Raw genomic sequence first — 23,344 nt, 5'->3', positions numbered from 1 at the left:
GGGGATTGTAGCATCTCCAATACACCACAAACCCCAATCGCCCAACGCTCCTTTATACGCCCTTTGCTTATAAAGTTGGACAACCCCCCTCAATAAACGCGCCCCAGTATGCCACAGCAACCCAGCCAAAACCTCACCTAAATACGCCCTACAGACGCAAACAGGCGGCCCCGAAGGACCGCCTGTGTTTTAACCCAACCCAATCGCGTGTGAGCGTTATAATGTGCGCATGGGGATGTTCAGTATCTTAATGCGGTAGGCCACCTGACGGGGGGTCATGCCCAAGAGACGGGCCGCTTTTGCCTGCACCCAGCCTGACTGCTCCAAGGCCCCCATCACCCGCTCACGCTCCTCCAAGGTAGGATCGCTTAAATCGGCACTGCTGGGCAGGGCGCAACTGCTGGCATTGTGGATACGGTGGTTGGTCAATGCAGGCATCGGCTCCCGATTGGCCCCGCTAGAGAAGATAATGTGCGAGGCGTCAATGTGCCCCTCATCACTCAGCACGGCGGCACGCTCCAGGCAATTTTCCAGTTCGCGCACATTACCGGCCCACTCATACATCATCAAACGGCGCAGAGCCTCTTTGGTGATGCTCAAGGGGCGGTGCTGCTTGGTGGAGATGCGCTCTAGCAGCGCTTCGGTCAGCAAGGGCAAATCTTCCATACGCTCCCGCAGGGCAGGTATCTCAATGGGCAGCACATGCAGACGGTAGAAGAGGTCCGCGCGGAAGTTACCCTTTTGCACCTCGGCGCTGAGGTCACGGTTGGTGGCCGCTACCACCCGCACATTGACCTTGATGGTGCGCGCACCCCCTACCCGTTCAAACTCACCCTCTTGCAACACCCGCAGCAACTTGGCTTGGAACGAGGGGGAAATTTCACCAATCTCATCCAGAAACAGGGTGCCGCCATCGGCCATTTCAAAACGCCCTTTACGGGTTGCAATGGCACCGGTAAATGCCCCTTTTTCATGGCCAAACAGTTCAGACTCTAGCAAGTTATCCGATAACGAAGCACAGTTGACTTTAACAAAGGGCCGACTGGCCCGAGCACTATTATAGTGTACCGTATTGGCCACCAACTCTTTACCTGTACCCGACTCCCCTAGCACCAACACGGTGCTATCAAATTGAGCCGCTTTAAGGGCCATGTTCACAACCTGTTTCATGGAGGCCGCTTTGCCCAACAACACCGGCTGCATGCCAGAGCGCTCGTTCTCAATACGGATCGCCGTGCTCATTGCGGTGGTTGAGCGCCCCACAGCCTGGCTGCTTAACAGGGCTTGCAACTGCTCATAACGCTGGTTGGAACGCACTTTTTGCGATACCAAATTGGCCACCATCTCCAAAAAGTGCGCCTGTTCCCGCAAAAAGGCACGGTTGCCGAACACAGGCTGGGCCGCCAAAACACCAATGGGTTTGGCGTCCAAAAACAGGGGCACACCAATAAAAGGCAACGTAGGGTCCAGCAATCCCAAACGATGCAGAAAGCGCTGCTCATTGGCAGGCAGTTCGCAAATAAAGGTATTGCCGTTCTGCATGATGGAGCCCATCACCCCTTCGCCGGGACGGTAGACGATATCGTCCCCACCCAGGGGGGCAAACCCCTCATTGCTGTCGTGTACTGCGCGTACCAATAGACGGCCCGTTTCCGGGTCCGACAGGGTGATGATGCTTTTGCTCATCCCACCCATTTTCTCCACGGCCTCCAACACGCCATCCAACACAGCGGTTAGGTTGCCCTCTTCAGCCAAAATACGCCCCACTTGGTAAAGTGCCTCTAACTGAGAAGCAATCAACGCTGAACGCGTCAGTTGCATGATGGCACTGGGGTTGGCACGGAAAGGACTGTAGAGATCTGCACTCATGTTTGTGACTCCCAGCAAGAGCGATGACACACCGCGGTGTGAAGTGACACCTTACCTACATTTGTACGAAAGGTGACATCCGGGCCCTATTGACGCGTGGCCTCTTTTTAGAGCATGTGATCTATGTCAAGAATGCCACAAGCCTCTACATCACAAGATATCAGGAATCATGCCATGTTTTTTGTATCAATATTTCCTACACTTACATGTTTTGTCGTATTTTGTCCAGCTTGCGACATGCTCATTAAAATTGCATGTATTGTCGTGCAGTGATTAAAAAAATGTCACATTGCACGGTTTAAGACAAATCCGACAATCCCGACAACAGCCTACAAACCGACCCTGGGGGAGCAGCCAGCCCCTGTTCTTTAAACCGTACAGATGCGTACATCGTAGAGCCCGCCCACCACCATCACCTCTTCTTCCCCTTTAAGCAGGCCAGGGAACAGAGCGTTGTAGCAAAATACCTTATAGAAAGGGATCTCCATCTCCATAATATAGTCCCCAAACTCATCGGCCCGGTCGCGATCTTCGGTAAACGAGTTTAGGTTATTGAGCAGCACCACATGCCTACCCTTAGGTCCTTTGGCCAAAATTTCATATTGATCTACGGTATTTACACCACGGTAGAGCATCCAGTGTATCTGACCAGGAAAGCGCTTTTTCAACTCGTACTGGCAATAGGCATAGACCATATCTAGCTGCGACTCTAGGGCATTGGTGTTGTAGAGCCCGTTGGCCTGCATCTGTAGATATTTCTGATAGGCCGGGCTGTGACAATCGTCTAACACGCCATCGTGCCAGCGGGGTAACAACCCAAAGCGGGAGAGCACCCAACCCTTGATCACCGCCGCTTCACGTCCATCGGGATTAAACAGCCAGCCCCGCAGAATACGCCGATAGTCGGTCTTAATGCGTTGGTAGCGACTGCCTGGGGTATAACCGGCCTCTTCTGGTGCTTCCAGGGTAAAATGGACCGTCATATAGTCTTGAAAATATTCAGCCCTTAACCGTTTCTTTTTAATGGTATCCAAATGTTTGAACAGCCGATGATGCAGGTCTGCGGTACCCACAATCTGTAAAGGTACCGGGTGTTTTTGGTAGGCTAATGAGCCCAAAATATCAGCCGTCAGGTTGCAACGGTTAAAGCGCTGCTGCACATGACTGGGGAGTTCAATCTCCAATCCCTCCCAATTGTCCAGAACCTTACAATCCAGCTTGGTTTGTCGCATTTGAAACCCTCCTCTGCACCGCATGATCAGGTTATTTTTTATTTATTATTCTTGGCCTTACATAACTTTTTCAAGTTTGGCACGGCGCTTGAGGTATAGAGAGCCAGAAGGCAACGCAGCCAGACAATAAGATCCACCACAACAGGATGTCTGCTGCTGAATCAAACATAGTAATCTATTCCTCTACTAGGAGACTTAATCATGGCACTGCGTCAATGCGCAATTTACGGCAAAGGTGGTATCGGCAAATCCACCACTACCCAGAACCTCGTTGCGGGTCTGGCCGAAGCTGGTAACAAAATCATGATCGTTGGCTGTGACCCCAAAGCGGACTCCACCCGCCTTATTCTGCACGCCAAAGCGCAAAATACCATCATGGAAATGGCTGCTCAAGCGGGTTCTGTGGAAGACCTGGAATTGGAAGATGTGCTGAAGGCTGGTTTTGGCGGCATCAAGTGTGTTGAGTCCGGCGGTCCTGAGCCTGGTGTGGGTTGTGCAGGCCGTGGTGTTATCACCGCCATCAACTTCCTGGAAGAAGAAGGCGCTTACGAAGAAGATCTGGACTTTGTGTTCTATGATGTGTTGGGTGACGTGGTGTGCGGTGGTTTCGCCATGCCCATTCGTCAAAACAAAGCTCAAGAGATCTACATTGTGGTCTCCGGCGAGATGATGGCCATGTACGCCGCCAACAACATCGCCAAAGGTATTGTGAAGTATGCAAGCTCCGGCAACGTGCGTCTGGCTGGTCTGATCTGCAACTCCCGTAACGTGGACCGTGAAGACGAGCTGATCGAAGCGCTGGCCGCTGCCCTTGGCACCCAGATGATCCACTTCGTGCCCCGCGACAACGTGGTGCAACGCGCTGAGATCCGTCGTATGACTGTGATCGAGTATGATCCCAAGTCCAAGCAAGCCGACGAGTATCGCACCCTCTCCAACAAGATCTACAACAACAAAAACTTTGTTGTGCCCACGCCCTTGACCATGGATGAGTTGGAAGATCTGCTCATGAAGTACGGCATGATGGAAGAAGAGGACGAAACCATCGTCGGTAAGACGGCTGAAGAAGAAGCCGCTGCCGCCACTGCCTAAGCACGTTTTGGCCTATTGGCCAAGGGGCGGCACCTTGTTGGTAGCCAGGGGTGCCGCCCACCCTATTCAAAATTCCATGGAGAACGCCCATGTCCGTACTGACTCGCGAAGAGGCACAAAGCCTCATCGAAGAGGTGCTGGAAGTCTACCCTGAGGAGTCTAAAAAAGATCGCCTCAAGCACCTGACAGTAAATGATCCCAGCATCACCCAGTCTAAAAAGTGCATCACCTCCAACCGTAAATCCTTGCCTGGTGTCATGACCATCCGTGGTTGCGCCTATGCGGGTTCCAAGGGTGTGGTATGGGGTCCCATCAAAGATATGATCCACATCTCCCACGGTCCTGTGGGTTGTGGTCAATACTCCCGCGCGGGTCGTCGTAACTACTATGTGGGTTACACCGGCGTCAATGCCTTCGGCACCATGAACTTCACCTCGGACTTCCAAGAGCGTGACGTCGTGTTCGGTGGCGACAAAAAGCTGGAGAAGATCGTTCACGAGTGCGAAGCGCTGTTCCCCCTGATGAAGGGTATGTCCGTCCAGTCCGAGTGCCCCATTGGTCTGATCGGTGACGACATTGAAGCGGTGGCCCGCAAGACCTCGGCGGCCATCAACAAGCCTGTTATCCCTGTACGTTGCGAAGGTTTCCGTGGGGTTTCTCAGTCCTTGGGTCACCACATTGCCAACGACGCAATCCGTGACTGGGTGCTGGAGAACCGTAAAGACAAAATGCGTGAAACCGGGCCTTACGATGTGGCCGTCATCGGCGACTATAACATCGGTGGTGACGCTTGGGCCTCGCGTATTTTGTTGGAAGAGATGGGTCTGAACGTGGTTGCTCAGTGGTCTGGCGACGGCACCCTGGCGGAGATGGAGAACACCCCTGCCGTTAAGCTGAACCTGATCCACTGCTACCGTTCCATGAACTACATCTCCCGTCACATGGAAGCCAAGTATGGTATTCCCTGGATGGAGTATAATTTCTTTGGTCCCACCAAGATTGCTGAGTCCCTACGCAAGATTGCTGAGCAGTTCGACGACAAGATCAAAGAGGGCGCTGAGAAGGTTATTGCCAAATATACCCCCATCATGGAGGGCATCATTGGTAAGTACCGTCCCCGTCTGGAAGGCAAAAAAGTGATGTTGTATGTGGGCGGTCTGCGTCCCCGTCACGTGATCGGTGCTTACGAAGATCTGGGCATGGAAGTGGTTGGTACCGGCTACGAATTTGGCCACAACGACGACTATGACCGCACCATCAAAGAGATGGGTGACTCCACCCTGATCTATGATGACGTCACCGGTTACGAGTTTGAAAAGTTTGTGGAGAAGGTACAGCCCGATCTGGTTGGTTCTGGCATCAAAGAAAAATACATCTTCCAGAAGATGGGTATTCCCTTCCGTCAGATGCACTCCTGGGACTACTCAGGCCCCTACCATGGGTATGACGGTTTTGCCATTTTCGCCCGCGATATGGACATGACCATCAACAACCCTTGCTGGGACTCCTTTAAGGCGCCCTGGAAGTAATAAAGAACCCAGCCAGTCGCAGGTGCGGCGGCTGCTTTTGAACGGTGATTATCCCACGCGTGCCGGGCACCCCACAGCCCCCGCTGGTGATAGACAATCGTAAACCCTGTATCTTACCTGATGTCCACGGATTAGTGGCTCAGGAAGTGAGGTTTGACATGGCTAACAATAGCGTCGACGATATCAAGCCCTGCTTTCCGCTCTTCGGTGAACCGGAATACCGGGAAAACATGAAGAACAAGCAGGATAAATATGAAGAGCGTGAGAGCATGGAGAAACTGGAAGAGACCTTCCAGTGGACCACCAGCGCTGAGTACAAAGAGCTGAACTTCCAACGTGAAGCGGTCACCATTAACCCCGCCAAAGCGTGTCAGCCCCTGGGCGCTGTGCTTTGCTCGCTGGGTTTTAAGGGCACCCTGCCCTACGTGCACGGTTCCCAAGGCTGCGTGGCTTACTTCCGCACCTATTTCAACCGTCACTTCAAAGAGCCAGTCGCCTGTGTCTCCGACTCCATGACGGAAGATGCTGCGGTGTTTGGTGGTCACAAGAATATGGATGCCGGCCTGAAGAACGCCCTGGCCCTCTACAAGCCTGAGATGATTGCGGTCTCCACCACCTGTATGGCCGAAGTCATCGGTGATGACCTGCACTCTTTTATCACCAACGCCAAGGTAAAAGGGCATGTTCCTCAGGATCTGCCTGTTCCTTCCGCCCACACCCCCAGCTTTGTCGGCTCCCACACCACCGGTTGGGATGGCATGTTGGAAGGCATTATCCGCTACTTCACGCTGGATAAGCATGAGAGCGCTGTGGTCGGTTCCAACGGCAAGATTAATCTGGTGCCTGGTTTTGAAACCTACTTGGGTAACTACCGCATTCTCAAGCGCTACATGGAAGAGATGGATGTACCCTACACTCTGCTCTCCGATCCTTCTGAAGTGTTGGATACCCCTGCGGATGGTGAGTACCGCATGTATGTTGGTGGTACCGAGCTTGAGGATGTCAAAGACACCCCCAACGCCATTGATACCCTGTTGCTGCAACCCTGGAGCTTGACCAAGACCAAGAAGTATCTAAAAGATACCTGGCAGCAGCCCATCAGTGAGATCAACCCGCCCATGGGGCTTAAGTGGACCGATGAGTACCTGATGAAGGTCAGTCAGCTCAGCGGCAAGCCAATCCCAGCCTCCATCGAGCTTGAGCGTGGACGTTTGGTTGACATGATGACCGACTCGCACTCCTGGTTGCATGGTAAGCGCTTCAGCCTCTACGGCGATCCTGACTTTGTTATGGGTCTGACCAACTTCTTGTTGGAGCTGGGTGCTGAACCTGTGCACGTCATGAGCAACAACGCCAACAAGCGTTGGGGCAAAGCCATGAGCAAGATTCTCAAGAGCTCCCCTTACGGTCAAGAGACCGAAGTACACGTGGGCACCGACCTGTGGCACTTCCGCTCGTTAGTATTTGATCGTAAGCCTGACTTTATGATTGGTAACAGCTACGGTAAGTTTATCCAGCGCGATACCAAGCACAAAGGGCTGGAGCATGAGGTGAAGCTGATCCGTTTGGGCTTCCCCATCTTCGACCGTCACCACCTGCACCGCATGACCACTTTGGGTTATGAAGGGGCGATGTACATCCTCACTACCCTGGTGAACGCAGTACTGGAGGATCTGGATTCCAAGACCACCGGTTATGGCGAAACCGACTACAACTATGACTTGGTGCGCTAATTTTTTGCACCATGTCCCATGTGCGCCCCGGTCTTTGACCGGGGCCGCATCCCTCCCATGTATACAGTTGACTGGAGCAGCTCCATGCCCAAGGTGATGATGCGTAAGGATGGTGAAGGTGTTTTGACCTGCTACATCCCCAAAAAAGACCTGGAGGCCAAGGTGCTCTCCATTGAGTTTGATACACCGGAAAAGTGGGGTGGTACCTTCACCATTGATGATGGTGAAGATACCGAGCTCTTTATTGAGCCCATGGAACCGGCCCCCACGCTGCCCATTGAGCTCCGCGCCAATAAAGCGTAATGACCTTTTGAGATAATGGGGGGAAGGCAATTTGCCCTCCCCCTTTTCCCCTCCCCCCTTTACCTGGAGGGGTGGCCCCCATCCCCCACAGGAGCTTTCGCCATGGCCAAGAATACCGAACTTGCCCTGCGTATGGGTGTTGCTGCCAAGCAGATTACCGGCTTGGAGCCCAAGGCGCTGGTTGCCATTTTGCAAGAGTTGGTGGAGCTGCCCTTCACCCCCTTAAAATTTTCCCAGCTTCGTTTGGCCGACTTGAGCCAAGCCCTTGGTGATTCTGCGGATCCAGCACAGGTTCAAGCTGCCCACAAAATTTTGGTGGAGGGTTTGGATCCACAGATTGTGGAGACCCTGAGCGCTCAGGACGCCAAGATCCCTCGCGAACCCAACGCGGTACGGGTGGCTTGTGCCAGTTCTACACCGGGGCAGACCGATGGCCACTTTGGCGGATGTAAGGCGTTTGAAATTTACGACGTCTCCCCCGGTGCCGTCACCCTGGTGGAGAGCCGTTCAACCCTACATTTAATCGCCGAAAAGATCACCGATGATCCTGCTTACAAGAGTGACCCACGGGTTGCCTTGATCAATGATTGTGATCTGGTCTTTGTGGTGAGCATTGGGGGTCCTGCCGCCGCCAAGGTGGTCCGGGCGGGCATGCATCCCATGAAATTTGCCGAAGGTGGATCGAGTGAAGCGCTGTTGGCCGATCTGCAACAGACCCTCACCAACAACCCCCCACCTTGGTTGGCGAAGGTGATGGCGGGGAGTGTGACCCAACAACAGGCGTAATGAGCGTATGAATACTCCAGCAGCACGACCTGATCGCTACCAGAGTTTTGCCCATATCCCCTGTGATGCCATGGCGCTCAAGTTGCTGACACACCTTGAGCAGCTTTTGCAAGCAGAGGATACATTGGAGCCGTTTTGGCAACTTTTTTTACAAAAAGCCGCCATTGCCAAGCAGCCTCAGCCGGGGCAGGCCGATGCTTTAAAGCTCATCTGCTCCAACAGTTATTATATTTTTGACCTCTTCGCGGCGCAACAGGACCAAGCAGGAGAGGCGATGATGGACGAGTTGGAGTACCAGTGCTGCTAAGAGGTTTGAATAGGGTCAACCTGGATGGCACTTAGAAAAAAAAGGGGGGGGAATCTTTTCAGATTTCCCCCCCCTTTTTATGTTTCGCGGGCCTTGCCGCGCCCTTTGCGGGCTGGTTGGCTTAGAACGTCACCGCCAAGCGCAAGGTCAGGGAGTCCGCATCGTTGCCGCTACCGCCATCGGCGACGCTATAATCCACATCGCGTTTCCACTCAAGATTAAGATTGGCATTTTCATAGACGCTAATCCCGGCCAGCGCCATGTAGCGGCTACGCATCATATCCACCACCTGGGCACCATCGGAGCCGTTGTAGGCCACCGCCACCATGGCCTCTTGCCCCAAAGCGGGAAAGCTGTAGGCCAGTTCGGTTTGCCAAGCCGAAGCTTTTTTACCGCCGTTGCGGTCGCCAGCGGTGGTCTGCTGAATATGGTCGGTCAGGCCAATATATTCACCGATCAAGGTCAAACCACCCATGCTAAGCTTACCATTAGCCCCCCAGGCCGAGGTGTAACCAGCCATATCGGTTGGGGTGCTTAGATCGTCGTACAGGCCGGTGGCGTTCTCGACACTGTTGACGTAGCGCAAAGCCACAGCAGCGGTTACACCCTCAAACTCGCCCTCGTAACCAATATCCCCACCAAACTGGTCAATGCTATTGTTTTTACCAGTTTTTTGCGAACCCCCGTTAAAGGCGTAAACATCGGCGGTAAACCCTTTCAAAGCATAGCTCACCACCACCGCGCTATCTTTAATCTCCGCCATCTCTTTGGTGATGGGATCGCTGACCATATTGGACTCAAACACCCCAAAGGGCAGTGCCATTGCCCCCACGGTCACACTGACCGGAAATTTTTCACGATTGCCCACCGTAATGGTCGCGGCATCCACATTGAGCGGGTTGGTATCATTTTCATACAGCAGCGTCACATTGGCCGACACCCAGGGGTTGACCTGCCCATCAATGGAAAGCTCCGCCTTTTTCAAATTGATGTCGCTACCGTTGGCCAAGGCCGCCATATTGCCTGCCTTATTTTGGGTTGAGGAGACCGTACCCTCAATCAAACCACTTACGGTCACTTTATCGGACCAGTGGGAACCAGCACCTCGGCTAGATTTAACCTCTTCAGCCACCTTTTCTACTTGGGCAACCTGCTGGTTGGTTTGTCCCAACTGCTGTTGCAGGGCCTGAATCTGTTGTTGTTGCTGTTGAATAATCGCCCACATCTGTTCCGCGCTGGGCATGGGTTGGGCCGCAGCCAGCGACACAGAAAAGCCACCCGCCAAGGCAGCAAGACCAAGCAGAGTTTTCGTTTTTAGCTGTAACACAATGCAATCTCCATCTCTGTTGCATCACGCCACCACACCCAAGGGGCATCGCGGCAAAAAAATTCACCCATTTTACCCGACAAAGCATCTGAATAAGGCATGTTTTGCCGATTAAAGCTCTTTAAATTATGGATTTTTAAGATCTATTCCAAAAATCCATAAGGGGCCTTGCAGTTTTTAAACCAGATGAACTCTGCCATCAAATTGAAGTTGAATAATAGTGATTATCATTTCCATGTCAACCAAAAAAACAGGCAACTTGCCGCATTTGTATACCGCTAACCATCGCCTATTGGCGCTTGCTGCCAGCCTTTTGATGGCTACCACACTGCCCCGCTATCCCTCCTAAGCGGGATTGTCGCAAAGCCTACAAAACCACCCTTTTTGGCACGGATACGACAACATACAAACAGAATGTTATATTTAATTTCAATGCGTTAAAACTGGCACTCCCCTTGATATAGAGCATAGTGAGGGAAGTAACCATGGACACGCCACATAACAGCGTTGGCGTGGAGGAGTGTACATGAAACAGGCAGAGATCGCAGAGCTGCTCAACGAGCCAGCCTGTGAACATAACGATAAATCCAAATCAGGCTGTGCCAAACCCAAACCCGGCGCCACGGCGGGTGGCTGTAGTTTCGACGGCAGCATGATTGCCCTTTTTCCCATCGCCGATGTTGCCCACATTGTGCACGGCTCCATTGCCTGTGCCGGCAGCTCTTGGGATGGTCGGGGCTCTCGCACCACCGGTCCGGCGCTGTTTCGGCTGGGCATGACCACCGATCTTACCGAACAAGACATCATCATGGGGCGTGGCGAAAAGCGCTTGCTGCACGGTATTAAGCAGGCCATTACCCGCTACAACCCTGCGGCGGTGTTTGTCTATCAAACCTGCATCCCTGCCCTGATTGGGGATGATCTGGAAGCGATCTGCGCAGCGGCCCAAAACAAATATGGCGTACCGGTGGTGCCGGTGGATTCTGCGGGTTTTTACGGCACCAAAAACCTGGGCAACCGCATTGCTGGTGAAGCGCTGCTTAAATATGTGATCGGCACCGCCGAACCCACCCCCATCCCGGTCCAAGCCCAGCGTGCAGGCATGACGGTGCACAATGTCAATTTGATTGGCGAGTTCAATATCGCCGGTGAGTTTTGGCATGTTCACCCCCTGCTGGATGAGCTGGGGTTGCGGGTGCTCTCCACCGTTTCTGGGGATACCCGTTTCCGCGAGGTGCAGGTGATGCATCGGGGCGAGGCCAACATGCTGGTCTGTTCCAAAGCCCTGATTAACATGGCGCGTAAGCTGGAAGAGCGTTACCAGATTCCCTGGTTTGAGGGGAGCTTTTACGGCGTGCGGGATATGTCCCACGCCCTACGCAGTTTTGCCCAACTCATCAACGATGACGATCTAAGCCAACGCACCGAGGCCCTGATTGCCCGTGAAGAGGCACGCATTGACATTGCGCTGAAGCCTTGGCGGGAAAAATTAAAGGGCAAACGCGCTCTGCTCTATACCGGCGGGGTTAAATCGTGGTCGGTGGTTTCGGCCTTACAAGATCTCGGCATGCAGGTGGTGGCAACCGGCACCCGCAAATCCACTGAGCAAGATAAAGCACGCATCAAAGAGCTGATGGGGGAAGAGGCCATTATGCTGGACGAGGGCAAGCCCCGCCTCTTGCTGGATACCATGGCCCAGCAAAAGGCCGATGTGCTCATTGCGGGGGGGCGCAACATGTACACCGCGCTCAAGGGTCGGGTGCCCTTTCTGGACATCAACCAGGAGCGTGAATATGCCTATGCGGGTTACGAGGGCATGATTGAACTGGCCCGTCAGCTTACCATTACCATGGAGAGCCCCATCTGGAGCCATGTTAAGAGCAGCGCCCCTTGGGAGGTGACCCATGGCTAAGCTGATTAAGCGCAACAAGGCACTCACCGTAGAGCCCGCCAAAGCCAGCCAGCCGGTTGGGGCGGCCTTGGCCTTTATGGGTATCCGGGATGCCATTCCCATGCTGCATGGCTCCCAGGGTTGCACGGCCTTTGCCAAGGTGTTTTTTGTGCGCCATTTCCGCGAGCCCATCCCCCTACAGACCACCGCCATGGATCAGGTAAGCACGGTGATGGGGGGAGATGAGAGCATCACCGAAGGGCTGGATGTTTTAAGCGGTGGGGCCAAAACCCGGGTGGTGGGATTGATCAGCACCGGCTTGACCGAGTGCCAGGGTGCGGATATTCACCGGGTTGTGCGGCAGTTTCGCGACAGCCACCCCCAGCATGCCAACAAGGAAGTGATTGCGGTTAATGCGGCGGACTTTAAAGGGTGTCTGGAGAGCGGCTATGCCCATGCGGTGGGCAGCTTTATCAAGGCATGGCTGCCCGAGCGGCCCGCCACCAAGGGCGACGCCAAACGGATCAACCTATTGGTGGGGCCGCACCTGACCCCGGGTGATCTGGAACGGCTGCTGGATACGGTGGAGCGCTTTGGTCTTAAAGCGGTTTTGCTCCCCGACCTCTCCCGTTCACTGGATGGGCACTTGGCCCCGGACGATTTTTCACCCATCACCACGGGTGGTGCCACGGTAGAAGATTTTCAAACCATCGGTGATGCCTGCGCCACCCTGGTGGTGGGCGATATTATGAATATCTGTGCCGACCTCATCCAAGAGCGCTGTGGATTGGCAGATTATCGCTTTTCTAGCCTTATGGGCATTGAAGCGTGGGATCGGCTGTTGATGGTATTAATGAACCTTTCGGGTCAACCGGTACCCGAGCGTTTTGGGCATCAACGCCGCCAGTTGCAGGATGCCATGCTGGACACTCACTTTTTCCTAAACCAGCGCAAGCTCGCTTTGGCGGGAGACCCTGACTTTTTGAGCAACTGGTTGCCGCTCTTTCAAGAGAATGGCTTGCAACCGGTGGCGGTGGTGAGCCCGGTGGGCACCGACTACCTGCAGAAGAGCCTCTACGAGACCATTAAGATTGGGGATCTTGAGGATTTGCAGGACTTGGCGCGTGAAGCGGACGCAGAGCTGTTTATTGGCAACAGCCATGTTGCCGCTCTGGCGCAACGTTTGGGGCGTCCCATCTTACGGGCGGGTTATCCCTTATATGACCAGATCGGCAGCCAATCCCGCTGCTGGATTGGCTATACAGGCAGCCGTCAGGCGCTGTTTGATCTGGCTAACCGGATGATGCATCAAGAGGCGCATGGGCTTAAGCCCTACATCTCTCGCTATGCCCCAGCCAACGACCAACCTCAGGAGAAGGACCATCATGGCTGCGCTGCGGACACGTCGGTTGCGGGTGGTTGATACCATGGACCAGCAAAATCATGAAGGGCTAAGTGTCGCCTTTGCCACGGCGGATTTAAACCGGGTCGATCAGCATTTTGGTACCGCCCTGAAGTTGGCCCTCTACCGCATCACGCCAGAGACGGCCAAATTGATGGAGGTGGTGGCCTTTGCTTCGGAAGAGATGGATGGTAACGAAGCCAAGCTGCCCGCCCGCCTTAATGCGTTGAGCGGCATTCAAGCGGTTTACTGCATGGCGGTGGGGGGTTCAGCGGCGCGGCAGTTGATTGCAGGGGGTACCACCCCAATCCGCTTGGATGAGAGCATGCGCATCGAGACGCTGATTAGCGAAATACAGCACAAAATGACCCATGATCCAGCCCCCTGGATGAACTGGGTCAAACGTAAACAGGATAAAGAAGCCTGTGATTTTGAAGAAGTGTTGAACGAGAGCTGGGAAGAGTAATCCCCGCGCCCCTGAATGCCTTTGCCACGAGGAACGAAAACCATGAGTGAAGAAGAGCTGTATCAGTCGGACTTTTTTCTAGAGATGGTTAAGCAAATGCGCGCCCTAGACACCTATGGGGTGCAAGACAAACAGACACCGCAAAAGTTGATGGCTCCTTTTATCATCAGCAAAGAAGCCCGCAAGCTTATTCCTGTGATTGGGGATCCTGATCCTTCCACCATCTCCCGCGTGGCGGCTTTTTATAATGCCATCGCGATGTTGATTGAAAAAGAGTGCGGTTTGATGGCACGTCCCTCCATCAACATCACCCATGAGGGTTTTGGCACAGTCCATATCATTGTAGGCAAATTGGTGGCACTGGAACGGGTGGTGCGGGATATTCACCGCTTTGGCTTTGAGACCCCCTCTAAAATGAAGGATGAAGGGGACAAGTTACTCAGTGTTGCACTAGCCCTAATTGGCAAACACCCAGAGGTAGCGGGGCTGTAAGCCCCCACCCTGTTGCTTAGATTTTGAAAAGAAGGAGCAAATCAATGGCTGTTTTCACCGGCACCACCCGTGGGGGGAGTGAGTGGACCCCGGAGTTTATTGAATCCATCAACCATAAAAACTGCATCGGTTGTGGGCGCTGCTACAAAGTGTGCCCCCGCGATGTGTTTGAACTGGTTGAGCGGGATGAGATTGAAGATCTGGAAGAGGGTGGTGAAGATTGGGAGGAGGATGGCTTTGACGATGATGTGGTCTATGTCATGTCCATCGCCGACAAAGAGGATTGCATCGGTTGCGCCGCCTGTTCGCGGGTCTGCCCCAAGGATTGCCACAGCCATGCTACGTTGGAGATCGCTGCTTAATATGATGTTCCTATAAGGAGAGGTCTAACCTGGGGAGGGAAGACTATGGATCAATCGACCGTCATTTTAGACGACACCACCCTGCGGGATGGTGAACAATCGGCGGGGGTGGCCTTTAGCTTGGAAGAAAAGCTAAAGATCGCCACCCTGCTGGATCGTGCTGGTGTACCCGAGTTGGAGGTGGGTATACCCGCTATGGGCGAAGAGGAGCGGCAGGATATCCGCGCCATCGCGCAACTGGGTTTGCGGGCGCGACTGTTGGTATGGCTGCGCATGCATGATGCCGACATCAGCCACCTACCGGGTTTGGGGGTGGCGATGGCGGATCTCTCCACCTCGGCTTCGGATCAACAGATCCGGCATAAACTGGGTCGCAATCGGCGTTGGGTACTCAACACCATCCAACACCAAGTCACCCGGGTTAGCCAAGAGATGGGGATTGAGGTGTGTGTGGGGTGTGAAGATGCCTCGCGGGCGGAGATCGACTTTTTGCTGCGCATGGGCGAAACCGCACAAAAGGCGGGGGCAAAACGGCTACGCTTTGCCGACACCTTGGGTATTTTGGACCCCTTTACCACCTATGAGCGGTTTAAAACATTGCGGGCTAATTTGGATCTGGAGTTAGAGATCCATGCCCACGATGATCTGGGGCTGGCGACGGCCAACACCCTAGCGGCCATTCGCGGTGGGGCCAGCCACGCCAACACCACGGTCAACGGCCTGGGTGAGCGGGCGGGCAATGCCCCCCTCGAAGAGGTGGCGGTGGCGTTACAGACCCTACACGGCGGTTATACCGGTATTCAGTGTGACCAGCTACAGGTGCTTTCGCAGTTTGTGGAGAGCGCATCGGGCCGGCCACTCTCGTGTCAAAAGAGTGTGGTGGGCAGTGCGGTATTTCGCCATGAGTCAGGCATCCATGTGGATGGCCTGCTTAAAGATCGCCGCAACTACCAGGGGGTCGATCCCGACATTTTGGGTCGGCACCATGAGTTGGTGTTGGGCAAGCATTCGGGACGCCAAGGGGTGATTGACGCCTATGGACGCATGGGGATTGCCATAAGCCAGGAGCTGGCTGGGCAACTCTTGCAGAGCGTCAAAGGCTTTGCCACCCGTTATAAGCGCTCCCCGGAGCAAGCGGAACTGCAAAGTTTTTACCGCTTCTTAACCGAGCCTGCCCCCCTAACCCCCGCCAACCACGGAGGATTGCTCCATGCAACACCAAGAGTATGAAGAGATTGCCGGTAACTACCGGTTTGAAAATGCCAGCGCGGTACGGTTGATTAAGTCCATCCGCAACGATGGCACCTTTCCTGGCAAACGCAGTGGCGAGGTGCTGGTGCGCAAGGGAACCGTGGGTTTTGTGCGTCAGGCTGGGGTTTTTTTGCAGGAGCACAATATCTACGAAATTCACTTTATCGACGATGACTTGATTGTCGGTTGCCGTGAAAAAGAGCTACAAGACGCCGAACTGCCCTGGGTAGAGAGCCTGTTTGAGACCCGTGATCGGGTTATGCTGGCAGTGCCGTTGGAGATCAAAGGGGAGACCCTGGTTGACACCGATCAGGTTGGGGAGGTGGTGGAGGTCAATAGCAGCAACCCCGACAAAATTGTCTGTCAGGTCCACTTTGGCGAGCGCTATTTTAATATCCCAGAGAAGCTGCTGGTCATGGCGCCGGAGTTGGACAACCAACCCGATTATGAGTTTAACCAGACCCAGAAAATGATGATGGGCCTGCTACCAACCGCCCAATCTTGAGCATCTAACGTTTGACAAACGTCAAAATAGAAAAGGAAAACACATGGCTAACATTACCTTCACCTCTCCTTCCATGTCCCGCGACAAGACGGTTTATGCGGTGGCTGGCCATAACGGCACCCTGCTGGCGGTGGCGCAAAAAGAGGGGATTAAAATTCCTTTTGATTGTCAGGATGGTGAGTGTGGATCCTGCGTGTGTGAGGTCAAATTGTTAGAGCCCGGCAAACAGCAAAAGGCCCATCACCTGACGGACAAAGAGAAGGAAATTTTGGTCTCTCTGGGTAAAATCAGCAAAGCCGAGATCGAAGCGGCTGAAGTGGGTGATATTCCCCCCAAATACCGGTTGGCTTGCCAGTTTATCGTGCGCGATGAAGATATTCTGGTAAGCTTTTCCGGAGAATCTGGCGTAACCCTATGAACGGCCTAGGCATTATTCCCATCAAACCGGCCGCGCCGGATCCCCAGCAAGCGGTACGGGCAGATATGCCCGAGCTCTCATTGCACTTGGGGTTTCGCAATGGTCGGTTTGTGGGCTATCTACGCCGGATAGAGACCACGGCACCCGCCAATGCCTACCACCGTTTTACCACCTCCATGTCCGGCTGCCTGGAGTTCACCTATGAGCCTGAAAAGGCGCTGGGGTGGAGTAAAGTTCACCAGGTTGACGACAAGACCCTGGCACGCCTGAGTTGGGTTGGGCAGACCCCCGCCGATGTTGGCTTGCCCGCCTATTTTTGGGTGTTGCGTGTGGATGAAGAGGGCCACTTTGAGGAGATTGGTGGCAAGCCTTGGCCCGGTGCCAACGAAAAGGAGGCCATGGCCTCCTTTGCGTTGCACGATCTGGAGGGGCAAACCTTTACCACGGGGATGGATGCCGACGCCATTTTGGAGCGCTATCGCCTAAAGCTCTATCAGGACTATCTGGATGATCTTATGCCCGGTGAAGTGGCGCTGGATGAAGATCAGTTTGAGATGGGCTTGGCCACCCGCGAGGCCGACCCCACCAGTATGGAAGTTGAGGAGTAGACCCTATGTCTGACGATGAAAAAGCCTTAAAAAAGCAGTTGGCCAAACTCAAGCGTGTTGCCAGTGAAACCGCCGGTGAGATCCACGACATTGTGGAAGATACGCTGTGGAGCCAATACGACCGCCTGCCAGAACTGGGCACCCTCTTGGCCGCCCAGTGTAAAGAGGCCCTTGAATTTGAAAAAGCCAACGGGCTTTGAGTGGGACAGGGATCATGGATCGTCCAGCCATCAACGATTATTACGAGCTACTGAGCCAACACGGCGAAAACCTGCTTACAGAGGGGGCCGATGGGTTGGAGGTAAAGGTACTGTTTGAAGCCGCCGTGCGGCTGCTTACGCAACCCTCGACCTTTAACCGTCAGCTCTCCATGATTTTGCGGGCCTCGGCACGCTCTTATAAAAAGGGTGAAGCTTTGGCGGTGGAGCACTTTGAAAATGCCGAGCATTGCCAAATGTTTCTGCTTGATCTGTTTGCCAATCTAAAAAAGAAGGGGGCGCAAGCCTAGCCTGCGGCCCCCCTTTATGCCGGAAATTTCATACGCGCCAGCTTCCCTCCCTCACTCCGTCCAGGCGCGTATGGAAGGGGGCGGTCTCAGGAGAGACCGCCCCCACTTAAAACCCATGCTATGGTTTATATTTTCCGCTATAATCCGACCTTTTCGCACCGGCTCCGACGCCCCATTTACCCATTCAGCACCCTTAACGGCCGCAGCGGGCGATGGTGGCACCCAATGCCACTTGGTTCTCGTCTGCCTTGCCACCCTCAAGGGTGCTGGGTTGGGCGTTACGGGCTTAAACCTCTGTTGGGAATCATGCCATGTGGGATGCCATCTCACTGACCCTTAAACTGGCTTTTATCACCACCCTCATTTTAATGTTGGTGGGCACCCCTATTGCGTGGTGGCTCTCTCAAAGCAAAGCACGTTGGAAAGAGCTGGTGGGCACAGTGATCGCCCTGCCCCTGGTGCTCCCCCCCACCGTGTTAGGTTTTTACCTGCTGCTATTGATGAGCCCGGATAGTCTGTTGGGGCAACTGGTTAAACATCTGTTTGGCACCACCCTACCCTTTACCTTTGCCGGTCTGGTGGTGGGCTCCACGCTCTACTCGCTGCCCTTTGTGGTCCAACCCATCCGCAATGCCATGGAGGCCATGGGCGAACGCCCGCTGGAGGCCGCCGCCACCCTACGCGCCTCACCCTGGGACTGTTTTATCCATGTGGTATTGCCCTTGGCACGTCCCGGCTTTTTAACCGGGGCTGTCTTGGGCTTTGCCCACACGGTGGGGGAGTTTGGGGTAGTGTTGATGATTGGCGGCAATATTCCCGGCGAGACCAAGGTGCTGTCGGTGGCCATTTATGATTATGTGGAGACCCTGGAGTGGGACAAAGCCCATCTGCTGGCTGGGGGGATGTTGCTGTTTGCCTTTGTGGTGATCTGGAGCATGACCAGCTTTGAAAAACGGTTGGGGAGAAGCCTGCGATGAGGGAGATTCAAGCCCGTTTTCAAGATGATTTGGGTGCATTTAAGCTCAACGTTGCGCTCACTGCACCGGGACGCGGGGTAACGGCGCTGTTTGGTCACTCGGGCAGTGGTAAAACCACCGTGCTGCGCTGTGTGGCGGGGCTGCACCGTAGCCGTGTGGGTGCGTTGCACTTTTTGGGGGAGTGTTGGCAAAACGACAACACCTTTTTACCCACCCACAAGCGGCCCATTGGTTATGTGTTTCAAGAGGCTAGCCTGTTTCCCCATATGACGGTGCGGGGCAACCTGGATTTTGCGGTCAAACGGGCCAAGGGGGCTCATGCGTGGATTGCCTTTGATGAGGTGGTGGCGCTGTTGGGGGTAGAACCTCTGCTGGAACGCGCCCCCATTCGCCTATCGGGGGGCGAGCGGCAGCGGGTGGGCATGGCGCGGGCACTGTTGACCCAGCCGCGTCTGTTGCTGATGGATGAGCCCTTGGCGGCGCTGGACCGCCTGAGCAAACAGGAGATTTTACCCTATCTGGAGTCCCTGCATGACCGCTTGGAGATCCCTACCCTCTATGTCAGTCATGACCTGGACGAGGTGGAGCGGCTGGCCGATCACATGTGTTATCTGGAACATGGCGAGGTTAAGCTGGCAGGCCCCATAGAGAGCCTGTTGACCCACCCCGACCTGCCCTTTGCCAAAGATCCTGTGGCAGGGGTGGTGCTGCGCGGCAAGCCGCTGCACTATGAGGCGCAAGATCACCTAACCCGCATCGAGATTTTTCCGGGGTTTGAGGTCTATGTGCCCGGCGCTCTACAGGATCGCGAGGCGTGTCGTCTGCGTATTTTAGCGGCCCATGTCAGCCTCTCACTGCACCCCTTGCAGGGGTCAAGCATTCTCAACCATTTTCCGGTTCGCATCACCGACGCCCAAGCCATGGATGAGGCCCGTATGAACGTGCGCATTACGTTGGGGCATGACGGGCCGGCAGGCCCCGCCATTTTGGCCCGTATTACCAAAAAATCGTGGCGGGAGATGGCCCTAGCCCCGGGTAAAACCCTCTTTGCCCACGTTAAGAGTGTCTCGCTGGTGGATGACTAAGATGGCGGGCATCCCACTGCCGTTTGTAGCGCCGATCCAGCTCGGAGAGCTCGCTATCCATCTGCTGCAAAGCCTGCCATTGGGGAAAACGCCCCTTGGGACCAGGGCCAGCGTACCACTGCTCCATCGCCTGTTTTAACTGGTCTCGATGCTGATAGCGCTGGGCGATCTCCTCTTTGAGGGTGGCCATAGCGCCCTGCCCCACATCCACCAAGTGGTAACGAGCCCCCTTTTCAAAAATACGCACGCCGCCCCCTTCCGCCGCCGTGTGGCGCACCGATTTATCATCGGCAATGCGCACCCCGGCCAAAAAATCCACCCCGTAGTGGCACCAATCTCGCCACCACGGCAGGGTCGGCCCCATAAGCACCGTCACCGCATGACGGCTAAGGGTCAACAGACGTGGCAACGATTTATTCACCAAGGCCGACGCGGTTAAAAAGACCCAATCGGCCTGGGGTAGCACATATTCACAGGCGGTGTCGGGCAGATCGGCGGCGTTGGGCTCCCGCTCCAACACGTGCCAGTTGTGATTTTCGGTAAAGCGCTCCAAACCGGGATAACGCCCCACCACCACCACCTTTTTATCCACCAGATGGTGGCGAAAGTGGTCAAATACCGCCAGATTGGCCGAACCAGGGGTCATCAACGGGGTTGCCTCCCTGGCCCAATCCATGGGGATACCCAACGCGGCATTGAGGGCTGCCATACCCACCGCAGCTTCATGAAAATTCCAGGATTTCACCCACTCAATCAGCTCAACGATGGGGCGCCCGCGCAGCGTACCCGACCAAGGCAGGGTACGGGTGGCGGTGGCGGGGCTCATGGCCAGCCCCATACCCCCATCATCGGTACGCACCACCGTCCATACCGGCCCCATAATCACCTCGGCCACCAACGCCTCACCCGCCGCCAAACGCGCCTGTTCCAGCAGTTGATCGTACAGCTCCCATGGGTTTACCATGTTTCAAACTCCTGTCGGCCATGCAACAATGGTGGTCGGTTTTCAGACAAAATGTCGGGCCACATTGAGACACTGCCAAATGATTCATAATTTAACAATCACTTAACGCATGGCATGAAATGTGTTTCCCGTTTTCTGTTGCTCTGTTTTGCAAACCCTATTCCCATACCACTGGATCCTACCATGGTTGCCTTGCTGCCCCCCATTTGGTATAGCTGCTTTTCCAACTTTTCCGACCACCCTTTCGAGTTGGACGGTAAATTATGGTTCACCGTGGAGCACTATTTTCAAGCCGCCAAGTTTGCAGATCCCCAGCAGCGGGCGCGTATTTATGCGTGCCCCAGCCCCATGACAGCCGCCCTTATGGGCAAGGATCGCTCCATCCCCATCCGGGCAGATTGGGATGCGATCAAGCTGGATGTCATGCGTCAGGCCCTGAATGCTAAATTTGATACCCACCAACAGATTCATGATTTTTTACAAGCCACCCACCCCTATCCGCTGCTCAACTATACCGCCTTTGACCCATTCTGGGGACAGGATAAACGGGGCCACGGGCAAAACCAACTGGGCAAGCTTTTGATGGAGAGACGGAGCCGTATGTTATGAGCGTCGTACGCAGCATTATGATGGTCGCGGGGGACAAACCCCGCCATTTGGAGAAGATCCCCCAGTTGGTGGCGGATTGGGCCATGGTCAACCTAGAAGATGGGGTGGGCGATAAGCAGGCCGCGCGACAGTTGGTCGCCGAGACCCTCGGGGCGATGGATCCCGCCGTGGTGGCAGAACGGGTGGTGATTCGCATCAACCCCATGGAGCGGGGCGGCATGAAAGATCTCCGTGCCCTTAGCCATCTGCGGCCCCGCGCCTTCCGTCTGCCCAAGGTGGAGGATCAAGAGACCCTGCACATGGCCCTGGGTATGATGGATGAAGCGGTCGAGCTACATTTTACGGTGGAAACCCGCGCAGCGTGGAACATGCTGGAGCGCTTTAAGATCGACAACCGCGTCACCACCGCCTACCTGGGCATTCTGGATCTTATGGCCGACTTGGGCATTCCCCAATCGCTGCTTAAACCCGACAACCCCACCATTGACTATATTCTGGCCCATTTTCTCATTCAGTGCCGCAGCATTGACCTCTTGCCGGTCTCCTTTGTCTATCAGGATCACCGCAATTTGGCCGAGTTGGAGCGCTGGTGCGAAAAGGTTAAAGCCATGGGCTACACCGCCAAGGGGTGCATCGCCCCGGCCCAGGCTGAGGTGATTAACCGCTGTTTTGCCCCAGACCCTGCCGCCTTAGCCCGTGCCCAAGCGATTATCAGCCGCTTTGCCGCCCAGCGTGAGCAAGGCGTTACCGGCTTTGTGGACCCCGACTATGGTTTTATTGATGAACCCATTGTGCGCGACGCCCAACGTCTGCTCCAGATGAGCCCCAGGGAGCCCAGCCATGCGGATGATTGAGCTTGGGGTTGATTTTATGGATGCCCAGCACCAAAGTTTTGTGACCGAGCTTAGCCAACTGGCCCCCCAGCCCGATAGTGCCCTATTGCTTGCCTTTCCCGGCTTGGTGGAGGCTTTGACCGACCACTTTAGCCAGGAGGAGCTCCTTATGCAGCGCTGCGGTTTTGGGGCCAGCCAGGAACACCGGGGCGAGCACCAACGGCTGTTGGGGCAGTGCGCCATGCTGGCCCGCTTTGCCAAACGGGGCGGTGCGCCCGATATTTTGGCCTTTATGCGCAGCGATCTGCCCAAGTGGTTTGAGACCCACCTGCTCACCATGGATGCCGCGCTAGCCCGTCACGCCCTGGATCACCCGGCATGAACGCCCAGCCTGTTACCCGGCTGCTGCCCGATTATGACCCCATGTGGCAATATAAATGGAATGCCGCCCGCGACCAGTACAAAAAGTTGATTGAGACCGAACGCCCCCTCACCCCAGATGAGCGGGAGGCCCTGCTTGATGCCATGCAGGCGATGGAGGTGTGCGCCAAGCGCCGTTTTCGCACCACGGCGGAGTATCGGGATTTTCATTTTGAGATGATTCAAGCCCAGTTGGATGACCATGGGGTGGTGTTTGAACTGCCGGAACTGCCCGACCATGCCACCCTGGCCGAGATTGACCATTGGCTTGACCGCGCCCACCGCGCCATTGAGATCACCATGACAGAAAATTTCTAATCCACCCGCTACTGCCCGTTGGAGAAATCGTGTTATCCTAACCCCAGTGAGAAGCAT

Annotated in this window: 27 protein-coding genes; 23 read left to right on the top strand and 4 right to left on the bottom strand. The window is 54.9% G+C overall.

Annotated elements, in window-relative coordinates; translation table 11 throughout:
* Window positions 1-216 precede the first annotated feature (216 nt).
* Together nifA and MMC1_RS06140 are read right to left on the bottom strand one after the other, a co-directional pair.
* On the bottom strand, window positions 217-1,869 hold the full coding sequence (nifA, locus tag MMC1_RS06145; RefSeq protein WP_011712870.1) for a nif-specific transcriptional activator NifA: 1,653 nt from the start codon (window positions 1,867-1,869) through the stop codon (window positions 217-219).
* A gap of 368 nt (window positions 1,870-2,237) precedes the next feature.
* Window positions 2,238-3,101, bottom strand: a complete 864-nt coding sequence (locus MMC1_RS06140; protein WP_011712869.1) for an NAD(+)--dinitrogen-reductase ADP-D-ribosyltransferase — start codon at window positions 3,099-3,101, stop codon at window positions 2,238-2,240.
* A 201-nt stretch (window positions 3,102-3,302) separates the two neighbouring features.
* Here MMC1_RS06140 and nifH point away from each other — a divergent pair, with 201 nt between their 5' ends.
* From nifH to cowN, 6 genes are all read left to right on the top strand, one after another.
* A complete protein-coding gene (nifH, locus tag MMC1_RS06135) occupies window positions 3,303-4,193 on the top strand; it encodes a nitrogenase iron protein (protein WP_011712868.1) in 891 nt (296 codons plus the stop codon).
* Between the two features lie 89 nt (window positions 4,194-4,282).
* Window positions 4,283-5,722 (top strand): nitrogenase molybdenum-iron protein alpha chain, encoded by a 1,440-nt coding sequence (gene nifD, locus MMC1_RS06130; RefSeq protein ID WP_011712867.1) that lies wholly within the window; start codon window positions 4,283-4,285, stop codon window positions 5,720-5,722.
* A 158-nt stretch (window positions 5,723-5,880) separates the two neighbouring features.
* Window positions 5,881-7,455 (top strand): nitrogenase molybdenum-iron protein subunit beta, encoded by a 1,575-nt coding sequence (nifK, locus tag MMC1_RS06125; protein ID WP_011712866.1) that lies wholly within the window; start codon window positions 5,881-5,883, stop codon window positions 7,453-7,455.
* 84 nt (window positions 7,456-7,539) lie between these two features.
* Window positions 7,540-7,758, top strand: coding sequence for a putative nitrogen fixation protein NifT (nifT, locus tag MMC1_RS06120; RefSeq protein WP_011712865.1), 219 nt, complete (start codon window positions 7,540-7,542; stop codon window positions 7,756-7,758).
* A 102-nt stretch (window positions 7,759-7,860) separates the two neighbouring features.
* The gene (locus MMC1_RS06115; protein ID WP_011712864.1) at window positions 7,861-8,544 is read left to right on the top strand and encodes a NifB/NifX family molybdenum-iron cluster-binding protein; all 684 of its coding nucleotides are present in this window, start codon (window positions 7,861-7,863) and stop codon (window positions 8,542-8,544) included.
* Window positions 8,545-8,551: 7 nt separating this feature from the next.
* Window positions 8,552-8,851, top strand: coding sequence for a N(2)-fixation sustaining protein CowN (gene cowN / locus MMC1_RS06110; RefSeq protein ID WP_011712863.1), 300 nt, complete (start codon window positions 8,552-8,554; stop codon window positions 8,849-8,851).
* A gap of 121 nt (window positions 8,852-8,972) precedes the next feature.
* Here the strand turns inward: cowN and MMC1_RS06105 are convergent, their stop codons facing one another.
* A complete protein-coding gene (locus MMC1_RS06105) occupies window positions 8,973-10,178 on the bottom strand; it encodes an LbtU family siderophore porin (RefSeq protein WP_011712862.1) in 1,206 nt (401 codons plus the stop codon).
* Window positions 10,179-10,704: 526 nt separating this feature from the next.
* Here MMC1_RS06105 and nifE point away from each other — a divergent pair.
* The 13 genes from nifE (at window position 10,705) to modC (ending at window position 20,143) form a co-directional block, all read left to right on the top strand.
* Window positions 10,705-12,090 carry a nitrogenase iron-molybdenum cofactor biosynthesis protein NifE gene (gene nifE / locus MMC1_RS06100; RefSeq protein WP_011712861.1) on the top strand — a complete coding sequence of 462 codons (1,386 nt, stop codon included), beginning with the start codon at window positions 10,705-10,707 and terminating at the stop codon, window positions 12,088-12,090.
* A complete protein-coding gene (nifN, locus tag MMC1_RS06095) occupies window positions 12,083-13,492 on the top strand; it encodes a nitrogenase iron-molybdenum cofactor biosynthesis protein NifN (RefSeq protein ID WP_011712860.1) in 1,410 nt (469 codons plus the stop codon). The genes nifE and nifN overlap by 8 nt, the downstream gene beginning before the upstream one ends.
* Window positions 13,455-13,937 carry a NifB/NifX family molybdenum-iron cluster-binding protein gene (locus MMC1_RS06090; RefSeq protein WP_041640889.1) on the top strand — a complete coding sequence of 161 codons (483 nt, stop codon included), beginning with the start codon at window positions 13,455-13,457 and terminating at the stop codon, window positions 13,935-13,937. Before nifN ends, MMC1_RS06090 begins: the two co-directional genes overlap by 38 nt.
* Before the next feature lie 42 nt (window positions 13,938-13,979).
* Window positions 13,980-14,429: a NifX-associated nitrogen fixation protein gene (locus MMC1_RS06085; RefSeq protein WP_011712858.1), complete on the top strand. Its 450-nt coding sequence runs from the start codon at window positions 13,980-13,982 to the stop codon at window positions 14,427-14,429.
* Between the two features lie 44 nt (window positions 14,430-14,473).
* Window positions 14,474-14,791, top strand: coding sequence for a ferredoxin III, nif-specific (fdxB, locus tag MMC1_RS06080; RefSeq protein ID WP_011712857.1), 318 nt, complete (start codon window positions 14,474-14,476; stop codon window positions 14,789-14,791).
* Between the two features lie 45 nt (window positions 14,792-14,836).
* Entirely contained in the window at window positions 14,837-16,021 is a 1,185-nt protein-coding gene (gene nifV, locus MMC1_RS06075; protein ID WP_011712856.1) for a homocitrate synthase, read from the top strand.
* Window positions 16,002-16,547: a nitrogen fixation protein NifZ gene (locus tag MMC1_RS06070; RefSeq protein ID WP_011712855.1), complete on the top strand. Its 546-nt coding sequence runs from the start codon at window positions 16,002-16,004 to the stop codon at window positions 16,545-16,547. Before nifV ends, MMC1_RS06070 begins: the two co-directional genes overlap by 20 nt.
* 43 nt (window positions 16,548-16,590) lie before the next feature.
* A complete protein-coding gene (locus MMC1_RS06065; RefSeq protein WP_011712854.1) occupies window positions 16,591-16,965 on the top strand; it encodes a 2Fe-2S iron-sulfur cluster-binding protein in 375 nt (124 codons plus the stop codon).
* Complete coding sequence (locus tag MMC1_RS06060) at window positions 16,962-17,573, top strand: hypothetical protein (protein ID WP_011712853.1); 612 nt, start codon at window positions 16,962-16,964, stop codon at window positions 17,571-17,573. The genes MMC1_RS06065 and MMC1_RS06060 overlap by 4 nt, the downstream gene beginning before the upstream one ends.
* A 5-nt stretch (window positions 17,574-17,578) precedes the next feature.
* Entirely contained in the window at window positions 17,579-17,773 is a 195-nt protein-coding gene (locus MMC1_RS06055) for a CCE_0567 family metalloprotein (protein WP_011712852.1), read from the top strand.
* A 14-nt stretch (window positions 17,774-17,787) separates the two neighbouring features.
* Complete coding sequence (locus MMC1_RS06050; protein ID WP_011712851.1) at window positions 17,788-18,081, top strand: hypothetical protein; 294 nt, start codon at window positions 17,788-17,790, stop codon at window positions 18,079-18,081.
* Between the two features lie 311 nt (window positions 18,082-18,392).
* Window positions 18,393-19,058, top strand: a complete 666-nt coding sequence (gene modB, locus MMC1_RS06045) for a molybdate ABC transporter permease subunit (protein ID WP_011712850.1) — start codon at window positions 18,393-18,395, stop codon at window positions 19,056-19,058.
* Window positions 19,055-20,143, top strand: coding sequence for a molybdenum ABC transporter ATP-binding protein (modC, locus tag MMC1_RS06040; protein WP_011712849.1), 1,089 nt, complete (start codon window positions 19,055-19,057; stop codon window positions 20,141-20,143). The genes modB and modC overlap by 4 nt, the downstream gene beginning before the upstream one ends.
* Here the strand turns inward: modC and MMC1_RS06035 are convergent.
* Window positions 20,115-21,107: a DUF364 domain-containing protein gene (locus MMC1_RS06035; RefSeq protein ID WP_011712848.1), complete on the bottom strand. Its 993-nt coding sequence runs from the start codon at window positions 21,105-21,107 to the stop codon at window positions 20,115-20,117. The two genes, modC and MMC1_RS06035, sit on opposite strands and share 29 nt — an antisense overlap.
* 183 nt (window positions 21,108-21,290) lie before the next feature.
* Between MMC1_RS06035 and MMC1_RS06030 the strand changes: the two genes are divergently transcribed.
* The 4 genes from MMC1_RS06030 to MMC1_RS06015 are packed head-to-tail and all read left to right on the top strand — an operon-like array spanning window position 21,291 to window position 23,287.
* Window positions 21,291-21,716, top strand: a complete 426-nt coding sequence (locus tag MMC1_RS06030; RefSeq protein ID WP_049757812.1) for an NADAR family protein — start codon at window positions 21,291-21,293, stop codon at window positions 21,714-21,716.
* Window positions 21,713-22,570, top strand: coding sequence for an HpcH/HpaI aldolase/citrate lyase family protein (locus tag MMC1_RS06025; protein WP_011712846.1), 858 nt, complete (start codon window positions 21,713-21,715; stop codon window positions 22,568-22,570). The genes MMC1_RS06030 and MMC1_RS06025 overlap by 4 nt, the downstream gene beginning before the upstream one ends.
* On the top strand, window positions 22,557-22,931 hold the full coding sequence (locus MMC1_RS06020) for a bacteriohemerythrin (protein ID WP_011712845.1): 375 nt from the start codon (window positions 22,557-22,559) through the stop codon (window positions 22,929-22,931). The genes MMC1_RS06025 and MMC1_RS06020 overlap by 14 nt, the downstream gene beginning before the upstream one ends.
* Complete coding sequence (locus MMC1_RS06015; protein ID WP_011712844.1) at window positions 22,928-23,287, top strand: hypothetical protein; 360 nt, start codon at window positions 22,928-22,930, stop codon at window positions 23,285-23,287. The genes MMC1_RS06020 and MMC1_RS06015 overlap by 4 nt, the downstream gene beginning before the upstream one ends.
* Window positions 23,288-23,344 lie beyond the last annotated feature (57 nt).

The sequence above is a fragment of the Magnetococcus marinus MC-1 genome (genome assembly GCF_000014865.1).
Classification (GTDB): Bacteria; Pseudomonadota; Magnetococcia; order Magnetococcales; family Magnetococcaceae; genus Magnetococcus; species Magnetococcus marinus.
The sequence above is the reverse complement of the archived record's forward strand: the minus strand, read 5'-3'. Positions and strand labels throughout refer to the sequence as shown.